We start from the raw sequence: 17,416 nt of genomic DNA on the forward strand, positions 1-17,416 counted from the left end.
AGCGCCTGCCACTGGAACGCTATGCCCCGCCCGTCACATCAAACGCTTACGCTCGCTGGAAGGCGCGATCCCGAGGGACTCGCGGTACTTGGCGACGGTTCGACGGGCGACCTGAATGCCTTGTGCCTCCAGTAAACCAGCGATCTTGCTGTCACTCAACGGCTTTTTCTGATTTTCCGCGGCAACCAGTTTTTTGATGATCGCGCGGATCGCCGTGGACGAGCATTCGCCGCCTTCGGAGGTGCTTACGTGGCTGGAGAAAAAGTATTTCAGCTCATATATGCCCCGTGGGGTATGCATGAATTTTTGCGTGGTCACCCGTGAAATCGTCGATTCATGCATGCCGACCGCCTCGGCGATGTCATGCAGCACCAGCGGTTTCATGGCTTCGTCACCATATTCCAGGAAGCCGCGCTGGTGCTCGACGATCTGGGTGGCGACTTTCATCAGGGTTTCGTTGCGGCTTTGCAGGCTCTTGATGAACCAGCGCGCTTCCTGCAACTGGTTGCGCATGAAGGTGTTGTCGGCGCTGGTATCGGCGCGGCGCACGAAACCGGCGTATTGCGGGTTGACCCGCAGGCGTGGCACCGACTCCTGGTTCAATTCCACCAGCCAGCGCTCGTTGTCCTTGCGCACGATCACGTCAGGTACGACGTACTCGGCTTCGCTGGACTCGATCTGCGAGCCCGGGCGCGGGTTGAGGCTCTGCACCAGCTCGATGACCTGGCGCAACTCGTCTTCCTTGAGTTTCATGCGACGCATCAGCTGGCTGTAGTCGCGGCTGCCCAGCAGGTCGATGTAGTCGCTGACCAGGCGCTTGGCTTCAGCCAGCCAGGGGGTCTTGGCCGGCAGTTGGCGCAGTTGCAGCAACAGGCACTCGCTGAGCGTACGGGCGCCAATCCCGGCGGGCTCGAATTGCTGGATGCGGTGCAGGACGGCTTCGATCTCGTCCAGCTCGATATCCAGCTCCGGGTCGAACGCCTCAAGAATTTCTTCCAGCGTCTCGTCCAGATAGCCCTGGTTGTTGATGCAATCGATCAGGGTGACGGCGATCAGGCGATCGGTGTCGGACATCGGCGCCAGGTTCAGTTGCCACAACAGGTGACTCTGCAGGCTTTCGCCCACGGACGTACGGGTGGTGAAGTCCCATTCGTCATCATCATTGCTGGGCAGGCTGCTGGCGCTGGTCTGGTACACGTCTTCCCAGGCGGTATCCACGGGAAGCTCGTTGGGAATGCGTTCGTTCCATTCGCCGTCCTCGAGGTTATCCACCGTAGGGGCGGTTTCCTGATAGGACGGTTCCTGCACGTCGGGATTGGGCTTTTGCTCGATGTTGTCGGCCAAAGGGTCTGTGTTGTCGAAGTCGTCGCCTTCTTCCTGGCGTTCGAGCATCGGATTGGACTCCAGGGCCTCCTGGATTTCCTGTTGCAGGTCCAGGGTCGACAATTGGAGCAGGCGGATGGCCTGTTGCAGCTGCGGTGTCATCGTCAGCTGCTGGCCCATTCTCAGGACTAGCGATGGTTTCATGGCAGGGGCTTAACACCTTATTCGCCGGCGCAATGCGCCATCCACGACAGGGCGCGTGAGCGCCAAACATAAGCAAATTATATGCCTGAAATCAGGGCCTTTGCCTAGAGCGCGGTAACAATAAAAAAACCGAGGTTTTCATTGACTCGCTCGCACTCTTGCCAATGGCCCGATATCACCGTGTCTACAGGCGGAACTCGTGACCGAGGTAAACTTCTTTCACCAGCTCGTTGGCCAGGATCGTCGCGGAATCACCTTCGGCGATCAGTTGCCCATCGTTGACGATGTAAGCGGTTTCGCAGATATCCAGGGTTTCACGCACGTTGTGGTCGGTGATCAACACACCAATGCCCTTTGCCTTGAGGTGATGGATGATCTGCTTGATATCGCCCACCGAGATCGGGTCGACACCGGCAAACGGTTCGTCCAGCAGGATGAATTTCGGCGCGGTTGCCAGGGCGCGGGCGATCTCCACACGACGACGCTCACCCCCGGACAGGCTCATGCCGAGGTTGTCGCGAATATGGTTGATGTGGAATTCCTGCAGCAGGCTTTCCAGCTCCTGGCGGCGGCCATCGCGGTCGAGTTCCTTGCGGGTCTCGAGGATCGCCATGATGTTGTCGGCCACCGACAGTTTGCGGAAGATCGACGCCTCCTGGGGAAGATAGCCGATACCTGCGCGGGCACGGCCGTGCATTGGCTGGTGGCTGACGTCCAGGTCGTCGATCAATACGCGTCCCTGGTCCGCCTGGACCAGCCCGACGATCATATAGAAGCAGGTAGTCTTGCCGGCGCCGTTGGGGCCGAGCAAGCCGACGATCTGGCCGCTGTCGATCGACAGGCTCACATCGCGTACCACCTGACGGCTTTTATAGGCCTTGGCCAGATGCTGGGCTTTCAGGGTTGCCATTACTCGGCCTTCTTCTTCGGCTGGATGACCATGTCGATCCGTGGGCGAGGTGTGCTGAGCTTGTTGCCATTGGCGCGACCGGCCTGGGCGACCTGGGTCTTGGTGTTGTAGACGATTTTCTCGCCTTCGGTCGAGTTGCCGTCGGCACTGAGTACCTTGGCCTGGTCAATCAATACGATGCGATTTTGCTGGGCATGGTATTGAATGGTCTTGCCGTAGCCCTTCATCGGGCCTGGGTCTTCTGCCTTTTGCTGCTGCTCGAAGTAAGCCAGGTTGCCCACCGAGGTCACGACATCGATATCGCCGGCCTGGGTACGCGTCAGGGTCACCGTGTTACCGGTGATCTTCATCGAGCCCTGGGTGATGATGACGCCACCGGTGTAGGTCGCGACGCCTTGTTTGTCATCCAGCTGCGCATCGTCAGCCGAGATGTGGATCGGTTGCTGGCTATCGTTCGGCAGAGCCCAGGCGCTCACGCTTCCCAGTGCTGCGCCCAGACCGAGCAAAATAGGGAGGGTTTTAACGAGCCTCATACTGTCCTCTTACGTTCGATAGCAGGTGTATCCTGCTTTCTTTCAAATACGCTTTCATTCCCTTGCCAGTCGATACACCGCCAGCGCCGTCGATTCTAACGTCTTGCTCGGTCTGCGCATATTGCTGTTGTGGGAATACCGTCATGCGACTGCTGGTAATGATGGTGTCACGCTTCTGCGCGTCTGTACGTGCGACGCGTACCGAGTCGATCAGTTCGATCTGGGTGCCGTCCGGATTGACCTCGCCACGCAGGCTGGTGACATGCCACGGCAGTTCGGTGCCACGGTAGAGGTTCAGGTCCGGATTGGTCAGCAGGCTGACTTCCGAGGCCTTCAAGCGCTCGACCTTGTCGGAGGCCAGCACGTACTGCACCTTGCCATCGGGCAGGAACTGCACGGTGTGGGTGTTGGTGGCGAAGTTATCGATGATGCTTTCATCAACCTGCACGACAGGTTTGTCGAGAAAGCGCTCCGGGCTGATATTCCAGTAGCCCACCGCGAGGAACAGCGCGGCGATGACCCCGAATAACAGAAAGTTGCGAATCTTTTTGCTCAGCATATAAGGCTCTATAAGTAGGCGGCGTGGGCCGCTTCAAGACTGCCCTGGGCACGCAGGATCAATTCGCAGAACTCGCGGGCGGCACCCTCGCCGCCACGGGCGGTGGTAATGCCATGGGCGTGTTCACGCACAAACGCTGCGGCATTGGCGACGGCCATGCCCAGGCCTACCCGGCGGATCACCGGCAGGTCAGGCAGGTCGTCACCCAGATAGGCGACCTGTTCATAGCTTAGGTTGAGTTGGCCAAGAAGCTCGTCCAGCACCACCAGTTTATCCTCGCGGCCCTGATACAGGTGAGCAATCCCCAGGTTTTGTGCGCGGCGTTCCACAACGGGGGTCTTTCGACCACTGATAATCGCGGTTTGCACGCCGGCGGCCATCAACATCTTGATGCCCTGGCCGTCGAGTGTATTGAAAGTCTTGAATTCGCTGCCGTCTTCGAGGAAGTACAGGCGGCCATCGGTCAGCACGCCATCGACGTCGAATATCGCCAACTTGATGTGTTTACCGCGTTGCAACAGGTCGCTGGTCATTTACATCACTCCTGCACGCAACAAGTCGTGCATGTTCAGGGCGCCGATCGGGCGGTCATTGTCATCGACCACCACCAGCGCGCCGATCTTGTGGTCTTCCATGATCTTCAGGGCTTCGGCCGCCAGCATCTCGGGGCGGGCGGTCTTGCCGTGGGGCGTCATCACGGCATCGATGGTCGCGGTGTGGATGTCGATGGTGCGGTCCAGGGTACGACGCAAATCGCCGTCGGTGAACACGCCGGCCAGTCGCCCGTCGGCTTCCAGGATCACGGTCATGCCCAGGCCCTTGCGGGTCATTTCCATCAGCGCATCCTTGAGCAGGGTGCCGCGTTGTACGTGGGGCAATTCATCGCCCGCATGCATGACGTTTTCCACTTTCAGCAGCAAGCGACGGCCCAGGGCGCCGCCGGGGTGGGAAAAAGCAAAATCTTCAGCCGTGAATCCGCGGGCTTCCAGCAAGGCCACCGCCAGGGCGTCGCCCATGACCAGTGCGGCGGTCGTGGAGGAGGTGGGCGCCAGGTTCAGTGGGCAGGCTTCATGGGCGACATGAACGTTCAGGTTCACTTCGGCGGCCTTGGCCAGCGTCGAGTCCGGGTTGCCGGTGACGCTGATCAGCTTGATGCCCAGGCGCTTGATCAGCGGCAGCAGGGTCACGATTTCGTTGGTGGTGCCCGAGTTGGACAGTGCCAGAATCACGTCATCCCGGGTGATCATGCCCATGTCGCCGTGGCTGGCCTCGGCCGGGTGCACGAAGAACGCCGTGGTGCCGGTGCTTGCCAGCGTCGCGGCGATCTTGTTGCCGATGTGGCCGGATTTGCCCATGCCAACCACGACAACGCGGCCTTTGCTGGCCAGAATCATCTCGCAGGCGCGTACGAAATCTGCGTCGATATGGGCCAGCAAACCTTCTACGGCTTCCAGCTCGAGGCGGATGGTGCGTTGTGCGGATTGAATAAGGTCGCTGGATTGGCTCATGTCTGAAATCGTATAGCCTGACGAAAAGTCGGCGATTATAGCGGTAATGATCAATTCCCTCACGCAAGTTCGTCAGGCTTTATTCCGAAGGCCTCCCGGATTCGTCTCAATATCACAACCCGCTACGTTTTTTTCGCTGTCCTGAATCTGAACAAGCACTGTTCCGGCCTTGGGGGCGCTGTACCAGCAGTGATATAGTTCGCGGCCAGTTCGGTCCTTCCAACCCATGGCGCAAACATTTGCGCATCCGCGGTAAACGAAAGTCGCATACATGGTGTCTGAGTGAAAGGCTGCATCCCAAGGAGATTAGATGAGTGCCGATAACGCCTACGCGGTCGAGCTGAAGGGCCTTTCCTTCAAGCGCGGTACGCGCAGCATCTTCAATAACGTCGATATTCGCATTCCTCGCGGAAAAGTCACGGGCATCATGGGGCCTTCCGGTTGCGGCAAGACCACCTTGCTGCGCCTGATGGGCATGCAATTGCGCCCCAGTGCCGGCGAAGTGTGGGTCAACGGCCAGAACCTGCCGACCCTGTCGCGCAGCGATCTGTTCGATGCGCGCAAGCACATGGGGGTCCTGTTCCAGAGCGGCGCGCTGTTTACCGATCTCGATGTGTTCGAAAACGTTGCGTTCCCGCTGCGGGTGCACACCCAGCTGTCCGATGAGATGATTCGTGACATTGTGCTGCTCAAACTGCAGGCGGTAGGGCTTCGCGGGGCCATCGACCTGATGCCTGACGAATTGTCCGGCGGCATGAAGCGTCGCGTCGCCCTGGCGCGAGCCATCGCGCTGGACCCGCAGATCCTCATGTATGACGAGCCTTTCGTGGGCCAGGACCCGATCGCCATGGGCGTGCTGGTGCGCCTGATCCGCCTGCTCAACGACGCATTGGGGATCACCAGCATCGTGGTGTCCCACGACCTGGCCGAAACCGCGAGCATCGCCGACTACCTCTATGTCGTGGGGGATGGCCAGGTGCTGGGGCAGGGCACGCCGGAAGAGCTGATGAACGCCGATAACCCGCGCATTCGTCAATTCATGACCGGCGATCCCGATGGCCCGGTGCCTTTTCACTTTCCGGCAGCGGACTACCGCGCAGATCTCCTGGGGAAGCGCTGATGCGCAAAACATCTATTATCGAGAAGGTTCGCCTTTTCGGTCGCTCGGGCATCGACATCGTCGAAGTCCTCGGGCGTTCGACTATTTTTCTGTTCCACGCCCTGCTCGGTCGCGGCGGTATCGGTGGCGGCTTTGGCTTGCTGCTCAAGCAACTGCATGCGGTTGGCGTGATGTCCCTGGTGATCATCGTGGTCTCCGGGGTGTTCATCGGCATGGTGCTGGCGCTGCAAGGCTTCAACATTCTGTCCAGCTACGGTTCCGAGCAGGCGGTAGGGCAGATGGTCGCCCTGACGCTGTTGCGTGAACTGGGGCCGGTGGTCACCGCGTTGTTGTTCGCCGGGCGTGCCGGTTCGGCGCTGACCGCCGAAATCGGCAACATGAAGTCCACCGAGCAGCTGTCCAGCCTGGAAATGATCGGCGTGGACCCGCTCAAGTACATTGTTGCCCCGCGCCTGTGGGCCGGCTTCATTTCCCTGCCGTTGCTGGCGATGATCTTCAGCGTGGTCGGAATCTGGGGCGGTTCGTGGGTGGCGGTGGACTGGTTGGGCGTCTATGACGGTTCCTACTGGGCCAACATGCAAAACAGCGTGACCTTCACGGGCGACGTGCTCAACGGCATCATAAAGAGCATCGTCTTCGCCTTTGTAGTGACCTGGATCGCCGTATTCCAAGGCTATGACTGTGAACCCACTTCAGAAGGGATCAGTCGCGCCACCACCAAGACCGTTGTGTACGCCTCGCTGGCGGTACTGGGCCTTGACTTCATTTTGACTGCCTTGATGTTTGGAGATTTCTGATGCAAAACCGCACTGTGGAAATCGGTGTCGGCCTTTTCTTGCTGGCTGGCATCCTGGCTTTACTGTTGCTGGCCCTGCGGGTCAGTGGCCTGTCGGCCAGCCCCACCGCCGACACTTATAAACTTTACGCGTACTTCGACAATATCGCCGGTTTGACGGTCAGAGCTAAAGTGACCATGGCTGGCGTAACCGTCGGCAAGGTCACGGCAATCGATCTGGATCGCGACAGCTTCACCGGGCGAGTGACGATGCAAGTGGACAAGAAGGTGGACAATCTGCCGACGGACTCCACCGCATCCATCCTCACTGCGGGTCTGCTGGGCGAGAAGTACATCGGTCTCAGCGTTGGCGGGGAAACAGCCCTGCTCAAGGATGGTTCGACAATCCACGACACACAGTCGTCGTTGGTACTTGAAGACTTGATCGGTAAATTCCTGCTCAACACGGTCAATAAAGACGCCAAATGAGGAATCTGTTCATGATCTCTACCTTGCGACGCGGCCTTCTGGTGCTGCTTGCAGCGCTGCCGTTGATGGCCAACGCAGCCGGTTCCGCCCACGAACTGGTGCAGGACACCACCAACAAAATGCTGGCTGACCTGTCGGCCAACAAGGAAAAGTACAAACAGGACCCGAGCCTGTTCTACAACGCGCTCAACAGCATTGTCGGTCCTGTGGTCGATGCCGAAGGCATCTCCCGCAGCATCATGACCGTCAAGTATTCGCGCAAGGCCACGCCTGCGCAGATGCAGCGTTTCCAGGAAAACTTCAAGCGCGGGCTGTTCCAGTTCTACGGCAACGCCTTGCTTGAATACAACAACCAGGGCATTACCGTGGCTCCGGCCGGGGATGAGTCGGGTGACCGCACCAGCGTCAACATGAGCGTCAAGGGCAACAATGGCGCCGTGTACCCTGTGCAGTACACCCTGGAGAAGGTCAAGGGCGAGTGGAAGCTGCGCAACGTGATCATCAACGGCATCAATATCGGCAAGCTGTTCCGTGATCAGTTCGCCGACGCGATGCAGCGCAATGGCAACGACCTGGACAAGACCATCGATGGTTGGGCCGGTGAAGTGGCCAAGGCCAAGGAAACTTCCGATAAGGAAGCCGGGAAGCCAGCGCAATGACCGAGTCGGCTGTTCGTATCGGCGACGCCGGCGAGCTGTTGCTCAGCGGCGTGCTCGATTACCGCACCGGGCCTGACCTGCGCAAGCAGGGCCAGGCACTGATCAAGGCCAGCAGCGCGCCTGCGCTGGTGGTCGATTGCTCGGCGGTGACCAAGTCCAGCAGCGTCGGGCTGTCGTTGCTGCTGTGCTTTATGCGTGATGCCGAAGCGGCAAAAAAGCCACTCAGTATCCGTGCATTGCCTGAAGACATGCGCGAGATTGCCGAGGTTTCCGGTCTGACCGAGCTGTTGGCACACCCTTAATACACATTTATCAAAAAAGCCCCCCGTCAGAGTCCTGCTATGCGGGGTTCGCAGGCGCGGGGCTTTTTTGTATGATGTGCGACCCGTGCGCACTGGGCGCCGATAGAGGTTGAGCATGCAGGCCCTAGAAGTTAAGAGCTTCCTTGAAGGAAAGCTGCCGGAAACGACTGTAGAAGTTGAAGGCGAAGGCTGCAATTTCCAGCTGAACGTGATTAGCGATGAACTGGCGGCATTGAGCCCGGTCAAGCGTCAGCAGCAGATCTATGCCCATTTGAACCCATGGATCACCGATGGCAGCATCCATGCGGTCACTATGAAATTTTTCAGCCGCGCGGCCTGGGCCGAGCGCACCTGAGCCCCCAAGGCGTCGAGATTCTTATGGATAAATTGATTATTACCGGTGGTGCCCGCCTTGATGGCGAAATCCGCATTTCCGGTGCGAAAAACTCTGCCTTGCCGATCCTGGCGGCGACCCTGCTGTGCGACGGCCCTGTGACTGTGGCCAACCTGCCGCACCTGCACGACATCACCACCATGATCGAGCTGTTCGGTCGCATGGGTATCGAGCCTGTGATCGACGAGAAATTGTCCGTCGAAATCGACCCTCGCACCATCAAGACCCTGATCGCGCCGTACGAACTGGTGAAAACCATGCGTGCGTCGATTCTGGTACTCGGCCCGATGGTCGCGCGTTTCGGTGAAGCCGAAGTGGCCCTGCCTGGCGGTTGCGCCATTGGCTCGCGTCCGGTCGACCTGCACATCCGTGGCCTGGAAGCCATGGGCGCGGTCATCGACGTCGAAGGCGGCTACATCAAGGCCAAGGCGCCGGAAGGCGGCCTGCGTGGCGCGAATTTCTTCTTTGATACCGTCAGCGTGACCGGTACCGAGAACATCATGATGGCCGCTGCCCTGGCCAACGGCCGCAGCGTCCTGCAAAACGCCGCGCGCGAGCCGGAGGTGGTCGACCTGGCCAACTTCCTCAACGCCATGGGCGCGAAGGTTTCCGGCGCCGGCACCGACACCATCACTATTGATGGTGTAAAGCGTCTGCACACCGCCACCTACAAAGTCATGCCTGACCGCATCGAGACCGGCACGTACCTGGTTGCCGCTGCCGTGACCGGTGGTCGCGTGAAGGTCAAGGACACCGATCCGACCATCCTCGAAGCCGTCCTGGAAAAACTCAAGGAAGCCGGCGCTGAAATCACCACCGGTGAAGACTGGATCGAGCTGAACATGCACGGCAAGCGGCCAAAAGCCGTCAATGTGCGTACGGCCCCGTACCCGGCATTCCCGACCGACATGCAGGCGCAGTTCATTTCCTTGAACGCGATCGCTGAAGGCACCGGCGCCGTGATCGAGACCATCTTCGAAAACCGCTTCATGCATGTGTACGAACTGCACCGCATGGGCGCCAAGATCCAGGTCGAGGGCAACACCGCCATCGTTACCGGCATCGACAAGCTCAAGGGCGCGCCAGTGATGGCCACCGACCTGCGTGCCTCGGCCAGCCTGGTGATTTCGGCACTGTGCGCTGACGGCGACACCCTGATCGACCGCATCTACCATATAGATCGCGGCTACGAATGCATCGAAGAAAAACTGCAGATGCTCGGCGCTAAAATTCGCCGCGTTCCGGGCTAGTCCCTGCTGCTCTGTAGGAGCGAGCTTGCTCGCGAAAAACGTCAACGATAACGCGTATATCCAGAATGAACGCGGTGTCCATGAGTTCTTCGCGAGCAAGCTCGCTCCTACACACACACTGGTTTGTTTCAAATCGAGGCTGTAACGGCCTCGATCTGTGTCTGGCGCCGTTTGCGACCGGACAGCAATAGCCTGATGAAGGACTGACATTTCCCATGTTGACCATCGCACTGTCCAAGGGCCGCATCCTTGACGACACGTTGCCGCTTCTGGCTGAAGCGGGCATCGTGCCGACCGAGAATCCGGACAAGAGCCGCAAGCTGATCATCCCCACGACCCAGGACGACGTGCGCCTGCTGATCGTGCGGGCTACCGACGTGCCGACCTATGTTGAACATGGCGCCGCCGACCTGGGTGTCGCCGGCAAGGATGTGCTGATGGAATACGGTGGCCAGGGTCTCTACGAGCCATTGGACCTGCGTATCGCCCTGTGCAAACTGATGACCGCCGGCCGTGTCGGCGATGTCGAACCCAAGGGCCGCCTGCGCGTGGCGACCAAGTTCGTCAACGTCGCCAAACGCTACTACGCCGAACAAGGCCGCCAAGTCGATATCATCAAGCTCTACGGCTCGATGGAGCTGGCGCCGCTGATTGGCCTGGCCGACAAGATCATCGACGTGGTCGACACCGGCAACACCCTGCGCGCCAACGGTCTCGAACCCCAGGATTTCATTGCCGACATCAGCTCGCGCCTGATCGTCAACAAAGCATCGATGAAGATGCAGCACGCCCGTATCCAGGCGTTGATCGACACCCTGCGCAAGGCAGTGGAGTCTCGACACCGCGGTTGACTCACCCGCGTAGCCCAAAGGCTGCGCCCGTCTATCCGCCTCATAGCCAGAATTCTCAGGTGCCCAAGCGGAGCGAACGGTAGTTTAGGGCGCCTGAGTTTTTTGCCAATCCTATGAGGCCCTCGCTATGACCACGTCCACTGCAATTGCCCGACTCAACGCTGCCGACCCGGATTTCGCCCATCATCTGGATCATCTGCTGAGCTGGGAAAGCGTGTCCGACGACTCGGTCAACCAGCGGGTGCTCGACATCATCAAAGCCGTGCGCGAGCGCGGCGATGCGGCACTGGTGGACTTCACCCGTCAGTTCGACGGCCTGGACGTCAAGTCCATGGCCGACCTGATCCTGCCCCGTGAACGCCTGGAACTGGCCCTGACGCGTATCACTGCGCCCCAGCGTGAAGCGCTGGAAGTGGCGGCGGCGCGGGTGCGCAGCTATCACGAAAAACAGAAGCAGGATTCCTGGAGCTACACCGAGGCCGATGGCACCGTGCTGGGCCAGAAGGTCACGCCGCTGGACCGCGCCGGCCTGTATGTGCCGGGCGGCAAAGCCTCGTACCCGTCGTCGGTTTTGATGAACGCGATCCCGGCCAAAGTGGCGGGGGTGACCGAGGTCGTCATGGTGGTGCCGACCCCGCGTGGCGAACTCAACGAACTGGTATTGGCCGCCGCCTGCATCGCCGGTGTCGACCGGGTGTTTACCATCGGCGGCGCCCAGGCAGTGGCTGCCCTGGCCTATGGCACTGAAAGCGTGCCGAAGGTCGACAAGGTGGTAGGCCCGGGCAATATCTACGTGGCCACCGCCAAGCGCCATGTATTCGGCCAGGTCGGTATCGACATGATCGCCGGGCCTTCGGAAATCCTCGTGGTGTGTGACGGCCAGACCGACCCGGACTGGATCGCCATGGACCTGTTCTCCCAGGCCGAGCACGACGAAGACGCCCAGGCGATCCTGGTCAGCCCCGACGCCGACTTCCTCGACCAGGTTGCCGCCAGCATCGACAAGCTGTTGCCGACCATGGAGCGCGCCGAGATCATCGAGAAATCGATCAATGGCCGCGGCGCGCTGATTCTGGTGAGCGACATGGAGCAAGCCATCGAAGTGGCCAACCGTATCGCGCCGGAGCACCTTGAGCTGTCCGTGGCGGACCCACAGGCCTGGCTGCCGTTGATTCGTCACGCCGGCGCGATCTTCATGGGGCGCCACACCAGTGAAGCCCTGGGCGACTACTGCGCAGGCCCGAACCACGTACTGCCGACCTCCGGCACCGCACGTTTTTCGTCGCCGCTGGGGGTGTATGACTTCCAGAAGCGCTCGTCGATCATCTTCTGTTCGCCCCAGGGCGCGTCCGAACTGGGCAAGACCGCGTCGGTGCTGGCCCGTGGCGAGTCGCTGAGCGCCCACGCGCGCAGTGCTGAATACCGCATTCTTGAAGAGGGGAAATAAGGCATGAGTAAATTCTGGAGCCCTTTCGTCAAGGATCTGGTGCCATACGTGCCCGGTGAACAGCCGAAGCTGACCAAACTGGTCAAGCTCAACACCAACGAAAACCCCTACGGCCCATCGCCCAAGGCGCTGGCGGCGATGCAGGCCGAGTTGAACGACAACTTGCGTCTGTACCCGGACCCCAACAGCGACCTGCTCAAGCAGGCCGTAGCCAGCCATTACGGGATCGATGCGGGCAAGGTCTTCCTCGGCAACGGTTCCGACGAAGTCCTGGCGCACATCTTTCACGGCTTGTTCCAGCACGACCTGCCGCTGCTGTTTCCGGATATCAGCTACAGCTTCTACCCGGTGTATTGCGGCCTGTATGGCATCACCTTCGACGCGGTGCCATTGGACGAGCAGTTCCAGATTCGCGTGGCCGACTATGCGCGGCCCAACGGCGGGATCATTTTCCCCAACCCGAACGCGCCGACCGGCTGCGTGCTGGCGCTGGACGCCGTGGAGCAGATCCTCAAGGCCAGCCCGGACTCGGTGGTGGTGGTCGATGAAGCCTATATCGACTTCGGCGGCGAGACGGCCATCAGCCTGGTGGACCGCTACCCCAACTTGCTGGTGACCCAGACACTGTCCAAATCGCGCTCACTGGCCGGTTTGCGGGTGGGCCTGGCCGTGGGCCACCCGGACCTCATCGAGGCGCTTGAGCGGGTCAAGAACAGCTTCAACTCCTATCCGCTGGATCGGCTGGCGATTGCAGGCGCGGCGGCGGCGTTCGAGGACCGTGAGTACTTCGAGAAGACGTGCCAATGGGTGATCGACAGCCGCAACAAGGTGGTCGCACAACTGGAAGATAAAGGCTTCGAAGTGCTGCCGTCAGCGGCCAACTTCATCTTCGCTCGTCACCCGCGACACGACGCTGCCGGCCTGGCGGCCAGGTTGCGTGAGCAGGGTGTGATCGTGCGGCACTTCAAGCAGGAACGGATTGCCCAGTTCCTGCGGATCAGCATCGGAACGCCGGAGCAGAACCAGGCGCTGATTGATGGCCTGGGCGAGCTCTAAGCCACACTGGAGATAAAAATGTGGGAGGGGGCTTGCCCCCGATGGCGGCCTCTGTGCCGACCAGGATGTTGGATCAGATCGAGTACATATCCGTTTCTGCGGTAACGGCCACTTAGGGTTCCGCCCTGACGGCGGCTCACTTTGGAAAAGCCCCAAAGTAAGCAAAGGGCTCTTGCCCCACCACTCGGCACCTCGCTTAGGCTCGGTGTGCCCTCACTCCGGCTTGAATCCGTGGGCCGCCGCAATGGGCCATCCATGGCCCAGTGCGGCTAACCCGGCGTCCTGCCGGGTTACCCACGGATTCAAGCCTGCGTTCGGCCAGCGTGGTTTAACGGGGCGCCTGAGATCAAGATCAAAAGCAGATCAAGATCAAGAGCGACTCGCTGCGCATCGTGGTTACGGTTGAGCGTTACAGAGTTGTGTAGATACCTAGGCCCCGATGGCAGTGTGTCAGTCAATAGATGTATTGACTGACACACTGCCATCGGGGGCAAGCCCCCTCCCGCATTTAGTTAGAGCAGCGGTTCGTCAGGTTTCTTGTTCTTCCAGCCATCGTTGCCCGGCAGCAGCAGGTTCAAACCAATCGCCACCACCGCACACAGGGCGATGCCCTTGAGGCCGAAATCGTCCGGGCCGGTGCCGGTGCCTACCAGCACACCACCAATCCCGAACACCAGGGTCACCGACACAATCACCAGATTGCGCGCTTCACCCAGGTCGATCCTGTGGCGGATCAACGTATTCATCCCCACCGCCGCAATCGAGCCGAACAGCAGGCACAGAATCCCGCCCATTACCGGCACCGGAATGCTTTGCAGCAGCGCGCCGAACTTGCCGATGAACGCCAGGCTGATCGCGAACACCGCGGCCCAGGTCATGATTTTCGGGTTGTAGTTCTTGGTCAGCATCACCGCGCCCGTCACTTCGGCGTAGGTGGTATTGGGCGGGCCGCCAAACAGGCCGGCGGCCGTCGTGGCAATCCCGTCACCCAGCAAGGTGCGATGCAGGCCGGGCTTCTTCAGGTAGTCGCGACCGGTCACGCTGCCTACCGCAATCACGCCACCGATATGTTCGATCGCAGGGGCCAGGGCCACCGGCACGATAAACAGGATCGCCTGCCAGTTGAACTCTGGCGCGGTGAAGTGGGGCAGGGCGAACCACGGTGCGGCGGCGATCTTCGCCGTGTCGACCACGCCGAAGTAGAACGACATGGCAAAACCCACCAGCACGCCGGAGATGATCGGCACCAGGCGGAAAATGCCCTTGCCGAACACGGCCACGATCAAGGTGGTCAGCAGGGCGGGCATCGAGATCAGCATGGCCGTCTGGTAGTGGATCAACTCGGCGCCGTCGCCGGACTTGCCCATGGCCATATTGGCGGCAATCGGCGCCATGGCCAGGCCGATGGAAATGATCACCGGGCCGATGACGACCGGCGGCAGCAGTCGGTCGATGAAACCGGTGCCTTTGACCTTCACGGCAAGGCCCAGGAAGGTATAGACGAAACCCGCCGCCATCACCCCGCCCATGGTCGCCGCCAGGCCGAACTGGCCCTTGGCGAGAATGATCGGGGTGATGAACGCAAAGCTCGATGCCAGGAACACCGGCACCTGCCGTCCCGTCACCACCTGGAACAACAACGTGCCCAGGCCTGCGGTGAACAGTGCGACGTTTGGATCAAGACCTGTGATCAGCGGCATCAACACCAGCGCGCCAAATGCTACGAAGAGCATCTGTGCGCCAGACAGGATCTGGCGCCAAAGCGGGTCGTTGAATTCATCCTGCATGGTCACGCGTCCTTCTGCTTGGTGCCGAAGATCTTGTCACCGGCATCGCCCAGGCCCGGGATGATGTAGCCGTGTTCATTCAGGCGTTCGTCGATGGAGGCGGTGTAGATCTGCACGTCAGGGTGCGCTTTCTCGACGGCGGCGATGCCTTCGGGGGCGGCCACCAGCACCATGGCGCGAATGTCGCGGCAACCGGCTTTTTTCAGCAGGTCGATGGTGGCGACCATGGAACTGCCGGTGGCGAGCATCGGGTCGATGATCATGGCCAGGCGCTCGTTGATTTCCGGGACGAGTTTTTCCAGGTAGGTGTGGGCCTGCAGGGTTTCTTCATTGCGGGCCACGCCCACGGCGCTGACCTTGGCGCCCGGGATCAGGCTGAGCACGCCTTCGAGCATGCCGATACCGGCGCGCAGGATCGGGACTACGGTGATTTTCTTACCGGCGATTTTCTCCACTTGTACGGGACCGGCCCAACCGGGGATCTCGTAGGTCTCCAGGGGCAAATCCTTGGTGGCTTCGTAAGTGAGCAGCGCTCCGACTTCCTGAGCAAGCTCACGGAAGTTCTTCGTGCTGATGTCGGCGCGGCGCATAAGGCCGAGTTTGTGTCGGATCAGCGGGTGGCGGATCTCGCGAGTGGGCATGGGAAAGGCTCCGGCGGCGGGCAAAAAAACCGGCCTAGATTAATCTATCCGAGGGTGTTGTCCTATAGACATCAAGTACGTTAGTCCATAAAGGCTTGATTGGAGCGCAGTAGAAGCGTACCTTCGCCCGCTTTTCTTGCCACAGCACCCCCTGGAGAGCGCCATGTCCGCTGATCTCGAGCATATCCGTCAAATCATGCACGAGGCTGACTGCCTGTACACCGAAGCGCAGGTCGAAGCAGCGATTGCCAAGGTCGGCGCGCACATCACCCGCGAAATGGCCGACACCAACCCAGTGGTTTTCTGCGTGATGAACGGTGGCCTGATCTTCGCCGGCAAATTGCTTACCCATCTGCAATTTCCGTTGGAAGCTTCTTACCTGCACGCCACCCGCTATCGCAACGAAACCAGTGGCGGCGATCTGTTCTGGAAAGCCAAGCCGGAAGTGTCGTTTATCGACCGTGATGTGCTGATCATCGACGACATCCTCGACGAAGGGCATACCCTGGGCGCGATCATCGACTTCTGCAAACATGCCGGCGCGCGTAAAGTGCACACCGCCGTGCTGATCGACAAAGACCACGATCGCAAGGCGCGCCCCGAGCTGAAAGCCGATTTCGTCGGGCTGCCGTGCATCGACCGCTATATCTTCGGTTATGGCATGGACTATAAGGGCTACTGGCGTAACGCCAATGGCATCTACGCCGTTAAAGGAATGTAATCGATGGCCCGTTTTCTTGATCAGACCTTATTTGCAGAGTTGGCCGAGAAAGCGGGCGACAGCCCCCGTGGCCGGCACCATCACAACTTCCACCAGATGGAAGAGCCGTGTCATCGCCTCGCCGTGGCCCTGCAACCGAGTACCTATGTGCCGCCTCATCGGCACCTGAGCGCGGACAAGGCGGAAACCTTGCTGGTGCTCAAGGGCCGCTTGGGTTTGCTGATATTCAGCGAAACCGGTGAAGTCCTCGCCAAGCGCGTCATGCAGGCGGGCGGCGAGTGCGCGGGCGTCGACCTGCCGCCCGGCGTATTCCATGGCCTGGCGGTGCTGGAACCCGATACGGTGATGTTCGAATGCAAGGCCGGGCCTTATCGGCCGGTGGGTGAGGGTGAGCTGGCCACCTGGGCACCGCGCGAAGGCGATGCCGGTGTGGCCGACTACCAACGCTGGATGCTCGCTCAGTTCGATTGAACTGACCAAAATCCAAATGTGGGAGGGGGCTCTTCAACGCTTTCGAAGCCTGTGCACCACAGGTAGACTTCAAACCCCGTGTCAATGTCTGCAGGCTGGAGTCGGTAATGCGTAAAGATAAAATACAGGTGATCGGTGACGAGATCGGCGACGACCAGATCAAGTTGTTCCTGAACTTCGAACCGATCGATGCGACTTCTCCGTCCCTGCACAAACTGATCAAGGCCTATCGCGGCCTGCGTATCGACGACTTCGAGCGCTTCCTGGGGTTCTTCAAGGAAGCTGGCCTGGACCTGGACGGCAAGGACGAGCAGGGCCAGACCTTTGTCGACCTGATCAAGGACCAGCGCCACGCCGCCGAGTACATCGCGCTGATCGACAACGCTCGCGGCTGATTAGCCGAAGCAATAAAAAAC

Annotated in this window: 21 protein-coding genes; 13 read left to right on the forward strand and 8 right to left on the reverse strand. The window is 60.1% G+C overall.

Annotation, left to right across the window (positions count from 1 at the left end):
* Positions 1–33 precede the first annotated feature (33 nt).
* The 6 genes from J1G34_RS04625 to J1G34_RS04650 form a co-directional block, all read right to left on the reverse strand.
* On the reverse strand, positions 34–1,527 hold the full coding sequence (locus J1G34_RS04625; RefSeq protein ID WP_057724573.1) for an RNA polymerase factor sigma-54: 1,494 nt from the start codon (positions 1,525–1,527) through the stop codon (positions 34–36).
* A 184-nt stretch (positions 1,528–1,711) separates the two neighbouring features.
* A complete protein-coding gene (gene lptB / locus J1G34_RS04630) occupies positions 1,712–2,437 on the reverse strand; it encodes an LPS export ABC transporter ATP-binding protein (protein ID WP_004372092.1) in 726 nt (241 codons plus the stop codon).
* Entirely contained in the window at positions 2,437–2,970 is a 534-nt protein-coding gene (gene lptA, locus J1G34_RS04635) for a lipopolysaccharide transport periplasmic protein LptA (RefSeq protein WP_065885789.1), read from the reverse strand. The genes lptB and lptA overlap by 1 nt, the downstream gene beginning before the upstream one ends.
* On the reverse strand, positions 2,957–3,529 hold the full coding sequence (gene lptC / locus J1G34_RS04640; RefSeq protein WP_065885790.1) for an LPS export ABC transporter periplasmic protein LptC: 573 nt from the start codon (positions 3,527–3,529) through the stop codon (positions 2,957–2,959). The genes lptA and lptC overlap by 14 nt, the downstream gene beginning before the upstream one ends.
* A gap of 8 nt (positions 3,530–3,537) precedes the next feature.
* The gene (locus J1G34_RS04645) at positions 3,538–4,062 is read right to left on the reverse strand and encodes a KdsC family phosphatase (RefSeq protein ID WP_003171809.1); all 525 of its coding nucleotides are present in this window, start codon (positions 4,060–4,062) and stop codon (positions 3,538–3,540) included.
* Entirely contained in the window at positions 4,063–5,037 is a 975-nt protein-coding gene (locus J1G34_RS04650) for a KpsF/GutQ family sugar-phosphate isomerase (protein ID WP_065885791.1), read from the reverse strand.
* A gap of 310 nt (positions 5,038–5,347) precedes the next feature.
* Here J1G34_RS04650 and J1G34_RS04655 point away from each other — a divergent pair, with 310 nt between their 5' ends.
* The 10 genes from J1G34_RS04655 (at position 5,348) to hisC (ending at position 13,380) form a co-directional block, all read left to right on the forward strand.
* Positions 5,348–6,157, forward strand: coding sequence for an ATP-binding cassette domain-containing protein (locus J1G34_RS04655; RefSeq protein ID WP_057724577.1), 810 nt, complete (start codon positions 5,348–5,350; stop codon positions 6,155–6,157).
* Complete coding sequence (gene mlaE / locus J1G34_RS04660; protein WP_057724578.1) at positions 6,157–6,954, forward strand: lipid asymmetry maintenance ABC transporter permease subunit MlaE; 798 nt, start codon at positions 6,157–6,159, stop codon at positions 6,952–6,954. The genes J1G34_RS04655 and mlaE overlap by 1 nt, the downstream gene beginning before the upstream one ends.
* Entirely contained in the window at positions 6,954–7,421 is a 468-nt protein-coding gene (gene mlaD / locus J1G34_RS04665; protein ID WP_065885792.1) for an outer membrane lipid asymmetry maintenance protein MlaD, read from the forward strand. Before mlaE ends, mlaD begins: the two co-directional genes overlap by 1 nt.
* An 11-nt stretch (positions 7,422–7,432) precedes the next feature.
* Positions 7,433–8,080, forward strand: coding sequence for an MlaC/ttg2D family ABC transporter substrate-binding protein (locus tag J1G34_RS04670; protein ID WP_065897290.1), 648 nt, complete (start codon positions 7,433–7,435; stop codon positions 8,078–8,080).
* Complete coding sequence (locus J1G34_RS04675; protein ID WP_065885794.1) at positions 8,077–8,382, forward strand: STAS domain-containing protein; 306 nt, start codon at positions 8,077–8,079, stop codon at positions 8,380–8,382. Before J1G34_RS04670 ends, J1G34_RS04675 begins: the two co-directional genes overlap by 4 nt.
* Positions 8,383–8,497: 115 nt before the next feature.
* Positions 8,498–8,737, forward strand: a complete 240-nt coding sequence (locus J1G34_RS04680; protein WP_003188597.1) for a BolA family protein — start codon at positions 8,498–8,500, stop codon at positions 8,735–8,737.
* A 23-nt stretch (positions 8,738–8,760) separates the two neighbouring features.
* Positions 8,761–10,026 (forward strand): UDP-N-acetylglucosamine 1-carboxyvinyltransferase, encoded by a 1,266-nt coding sequence (gene murA, locus J1G34_RS04685; RefSeq protein ID WP_065892636.1) that lies wholly within the window; start codon positions 8,761–8,763, stop codon positions 10,024–10,026.
* Between the two features lie 215 nt (positions 10,027–10,241).
* On the forward strand, positions 10,242–10,877 hold the full coding sequence (gene hisG, locus J1G34_RS04690) for an ATP phosphoribosyltransferase (protein WP_003188599.1): 636 nt from the start codon (positions 10,242–10,244) through the stop codon (positions 10,875–10,877).
* 127 nt (positions 10,878–11,004) lie between these two features.
* Positions 11,005–12,324 (forward strand): histidinol dehydrogenase, encoded by a 1,320-nt coding sequence (hisD, locus tag J1G34_RS04695; RefSeq protein ID WP_065892635.1) that lies wholly within the window; start codon positions 11,005–11,007, stop codon positions 12,322–12,324.
* 3 nt (positions 12,325–12,327) lie between these two features.
* A complete protein-coding gene (gene hisC, locus J1G34_RS04700) occupies positions 12,328–13,380 on the forward strand; it encodes a histidinol-phosphate transaminase (RefSeq protein ID WP_065892634.1) in 1,053 nt (350 codons plus the stop codon).
* Positions 13,381–13,892: 512 nt separating this feature from the next.
* On the opposite strand, the gene J1G34_RS04705 is transcribed toward hisC, so the two are convergent.
* Both J1G34_RS04705 and upp read right to left on the reverse strand, forming a co-directional pair.
* The gene (locus J1G34_RS04705; protein WP_065885798.1) at positions 13,893–15,167 is read right to left on the reverse strand and encodes a uracil-xanthine permease family protein; all 1,275 of its coding nucleotides are present in this window, start codon (positions 15,165–15,167) and stop codon (positions 13,893–13,895) included.
* 2 nt (positions 15,168–15,169) lie between these two features.
* Positions 15,170–15,808 carry a uracil phosphoribosyltransferase gene (upp, locus tag J1G34_RS04710; protein ID WP_003188608.1) on the reverse strand — a complete coding sequence of 213 codons (639 nt, stop codon included), beginning with the start codon at positions 15,806–15,808 and terminating at the stop codon, positions 15,170–15,172.
* Positions 15,809–15,971: 163 nt separating this feature from the next.
* Here upp and J1G34_RS04715 point away from each other — a divergent pair, with 163 nt between their 5' ends.
* The 3 genes from J1G34_RS04715 to J1G34_RS04725 all read left to right on the forward strand — a co-directional run bounded on the left by J1G34_RS04715 (position 15,972) and on the right by J1G34_RS04725 (position 17,395).
* Positions 15,972–16,529 (forward strand): hypoxanthine-guanine phosphoribosyltransferase, encoded by a 558-nt coding sequence (locus J1G34_RS04715; RefSeq protein WP_065885799.1) that lies wholly within the window; start codon positions 15,972–15,974, stop codon positions 16,527–16,529.
* A gap of 3 nt (positions 16,530–16,532) precedes the next feature.
* On the forward strand, positions 16,533–17,000 hold the full coding sequence (locus tag J1G34_RS04720; RefSeq protein ID WP_065892633.1) for a WbuC family cupin fold metalloprotein: 468 nt from the start codon (positions 16,533–16,535) through the stop codon (positions 16,998–17,000).
* Positions 17,001–17,107: 107 nt separating this feature from the next.
* Positions 17,108–17,395, forward strand: coding sequence for a PA4642 family protein (locus J1G34_RS04725; RefSeq protein ID WP_128875773.1), 288 nt, complete (start codon positions 17,108–17,110; stop codon positions 17,393–17,395).
* Positions 17,396–17,416: the final 21 nt, after the last annotated feature.

Source organism: Pseudomonas sp. Wu6 (assembly GCF_019891515.1).
GTDB classification, from domain to species: domain Bacteria; phylum Pseudomonadota; class Gammaproteobacteria; order Pseudomonadales; family Pseudomonadaceae; genus Aquipseudomonas; species Aquipseudomonas orientalis_A.

Excerpts from the sequence above, each read along its gene's own strand:
- J1G34_RS04625 (WP_057724573.1), bottom strand. The coding sequence starts at position 1,527 with ATGAAACCATCGCTAGTCCTGAGAATGGGCCAGCAGCTGACGATGACA.
- lptB (WP_004372092.1), bottom strand. The coding sequence starts at position 2,437 with ATGGCAACCCTGAAAGCCCAGCATCTGGCCAAGGCCTATAAAAGCCGT.
- lptA (WP_065885789.1), bottom strand. The coding sequence starts at position 2,970 with ATGAGGCTCGTTAAAACCCTCCCTATTTTGCTCGGTCTGGGCGCAGCA.
- lptC (WP_065885790.1), bottom strand. The coding sequence starts at position 3,529 with ATGCTGAGCAAAAAGATTCGCAACTTTCTGTTATTCGGGGTCATCGCC.
- J1G34_RS04645 (WP_003171809.1), bottom strand. The coding sequence starts at position 4,062 with ATGACCAGCGACCTGTTGCAACGCGGTAAACACATCAAGTTGGCGATA.
- J1G34_RS04650 (WP_065885791.1), bottom strand. The coding sequence starts at position 5,037 with ATGAGCCAATCCAGCGACCTTATTCAATCCGCACAACGCACCATCCGC.
- J1G34_RS04655 (WP_057724577.1), top strand. The coding sequence starts at position 5,348 with ATGAGTGCCGATAACGCCTACGCGGTCGAGCTGAAGGGCCTTTCCTTC.
- mlaE (WP_057724578.1), top strand. The coding sequence starts at position 6,157 with ATGCGCAAAACATCTATTATCGAGAAGGTTCGCCTTTTCGGTCGCTCG.
- mlaD (WP_065885792.1), top strand. The coding sequence starts at position 6,954 with ATGCAAAACCGCACTGTGGAAATCGGTGTCGGCCTTTTCTTGCTGGCT.
- J1G34_RS04670 (WP_065897290.1), top strand. The coding sequence starts at position 7,433 with ATGATCTCTACCTTGCGACGCGGCCTTCTGGTGCTGCTTGCAGCGCTG.
- J1G34_RS04675 (WP_065885794.1), top strand. The coding sequence starts at position 8,077 with ATGACCGAGTCGGCTGTTCGTATCGGCGACGCCGGCGAGCTGTTGCTC.
- J1G34_RS04680 (WP_003188597.1), top strand. The coding sequence starts at position 8,498 with ATGCAGGCCCTAGAAGTTAAGAGCTTCCTTGAAGGAAAGCTGCCGGAA.
- murA (WP_065892636.1), top strand. The coding sequence starts at position 8,761 with ATGGATAAATTGATTATTACCGGTGGTGCCCGCCTTGATGGCGAAATC.
- hisG (WP_003188599.1), top strand. The coding sequence starts at position 10,242 with ATGTTGACCATCGCACTGTCCAAGGGCCGCATCCTTGACGACACGTTG.
- hisD (WP_065892635.1), top strand. The coding sequence starts at position 11,005 with ATGACCACGTCCACTGCAATTGCCCGACTCAACGCTGCCGACCCGGAT.
- hisC (WP_065892634.1), top strand. The coding sequence starts at position 12,328 with ATGAGTAAATTCTGGAGCCCTTTCGTCAAGGATCTGGTGCCATACGTG.
- J1G34_RS04705 (WP_065885798.1), bottom strand. The coding sequence starts at position 15,167 with ATGCAGGATGAATTCAACGACCCGCTTTGGCGCCAGATCCTGTCTGGC.
- upp (WP_003188608.1), bottom strand. The coding sequence starts at position 15,808 with ATGCCCACTCGCGAGATCCGCCACCCGCTGATCCGACACAAACTCGGC.
- J1G34_RS04715 (WP_065885799.1), top strand. The coding sequence starts at position 15,972 with ATGTCCGCTGATCTCGAGCATATCCGTCAAATCATGCACGAGGCTGAC.
- J1G34_RS04720 (WP_065892633.1), top strand. The coding sequence starts at position 16,533 with ATGGCCCGTTTTCTTGATCAGACCTTATTTGCAGAGTTGGCCGAGAAA.
- J1G34_RS04725 (WP_128875773.1), top strand. The coding sequence starts at position 17,108 with ATGCGTAAAGATAAAATACAGGTGATCGGTGACGAGATCGGCGACGAC.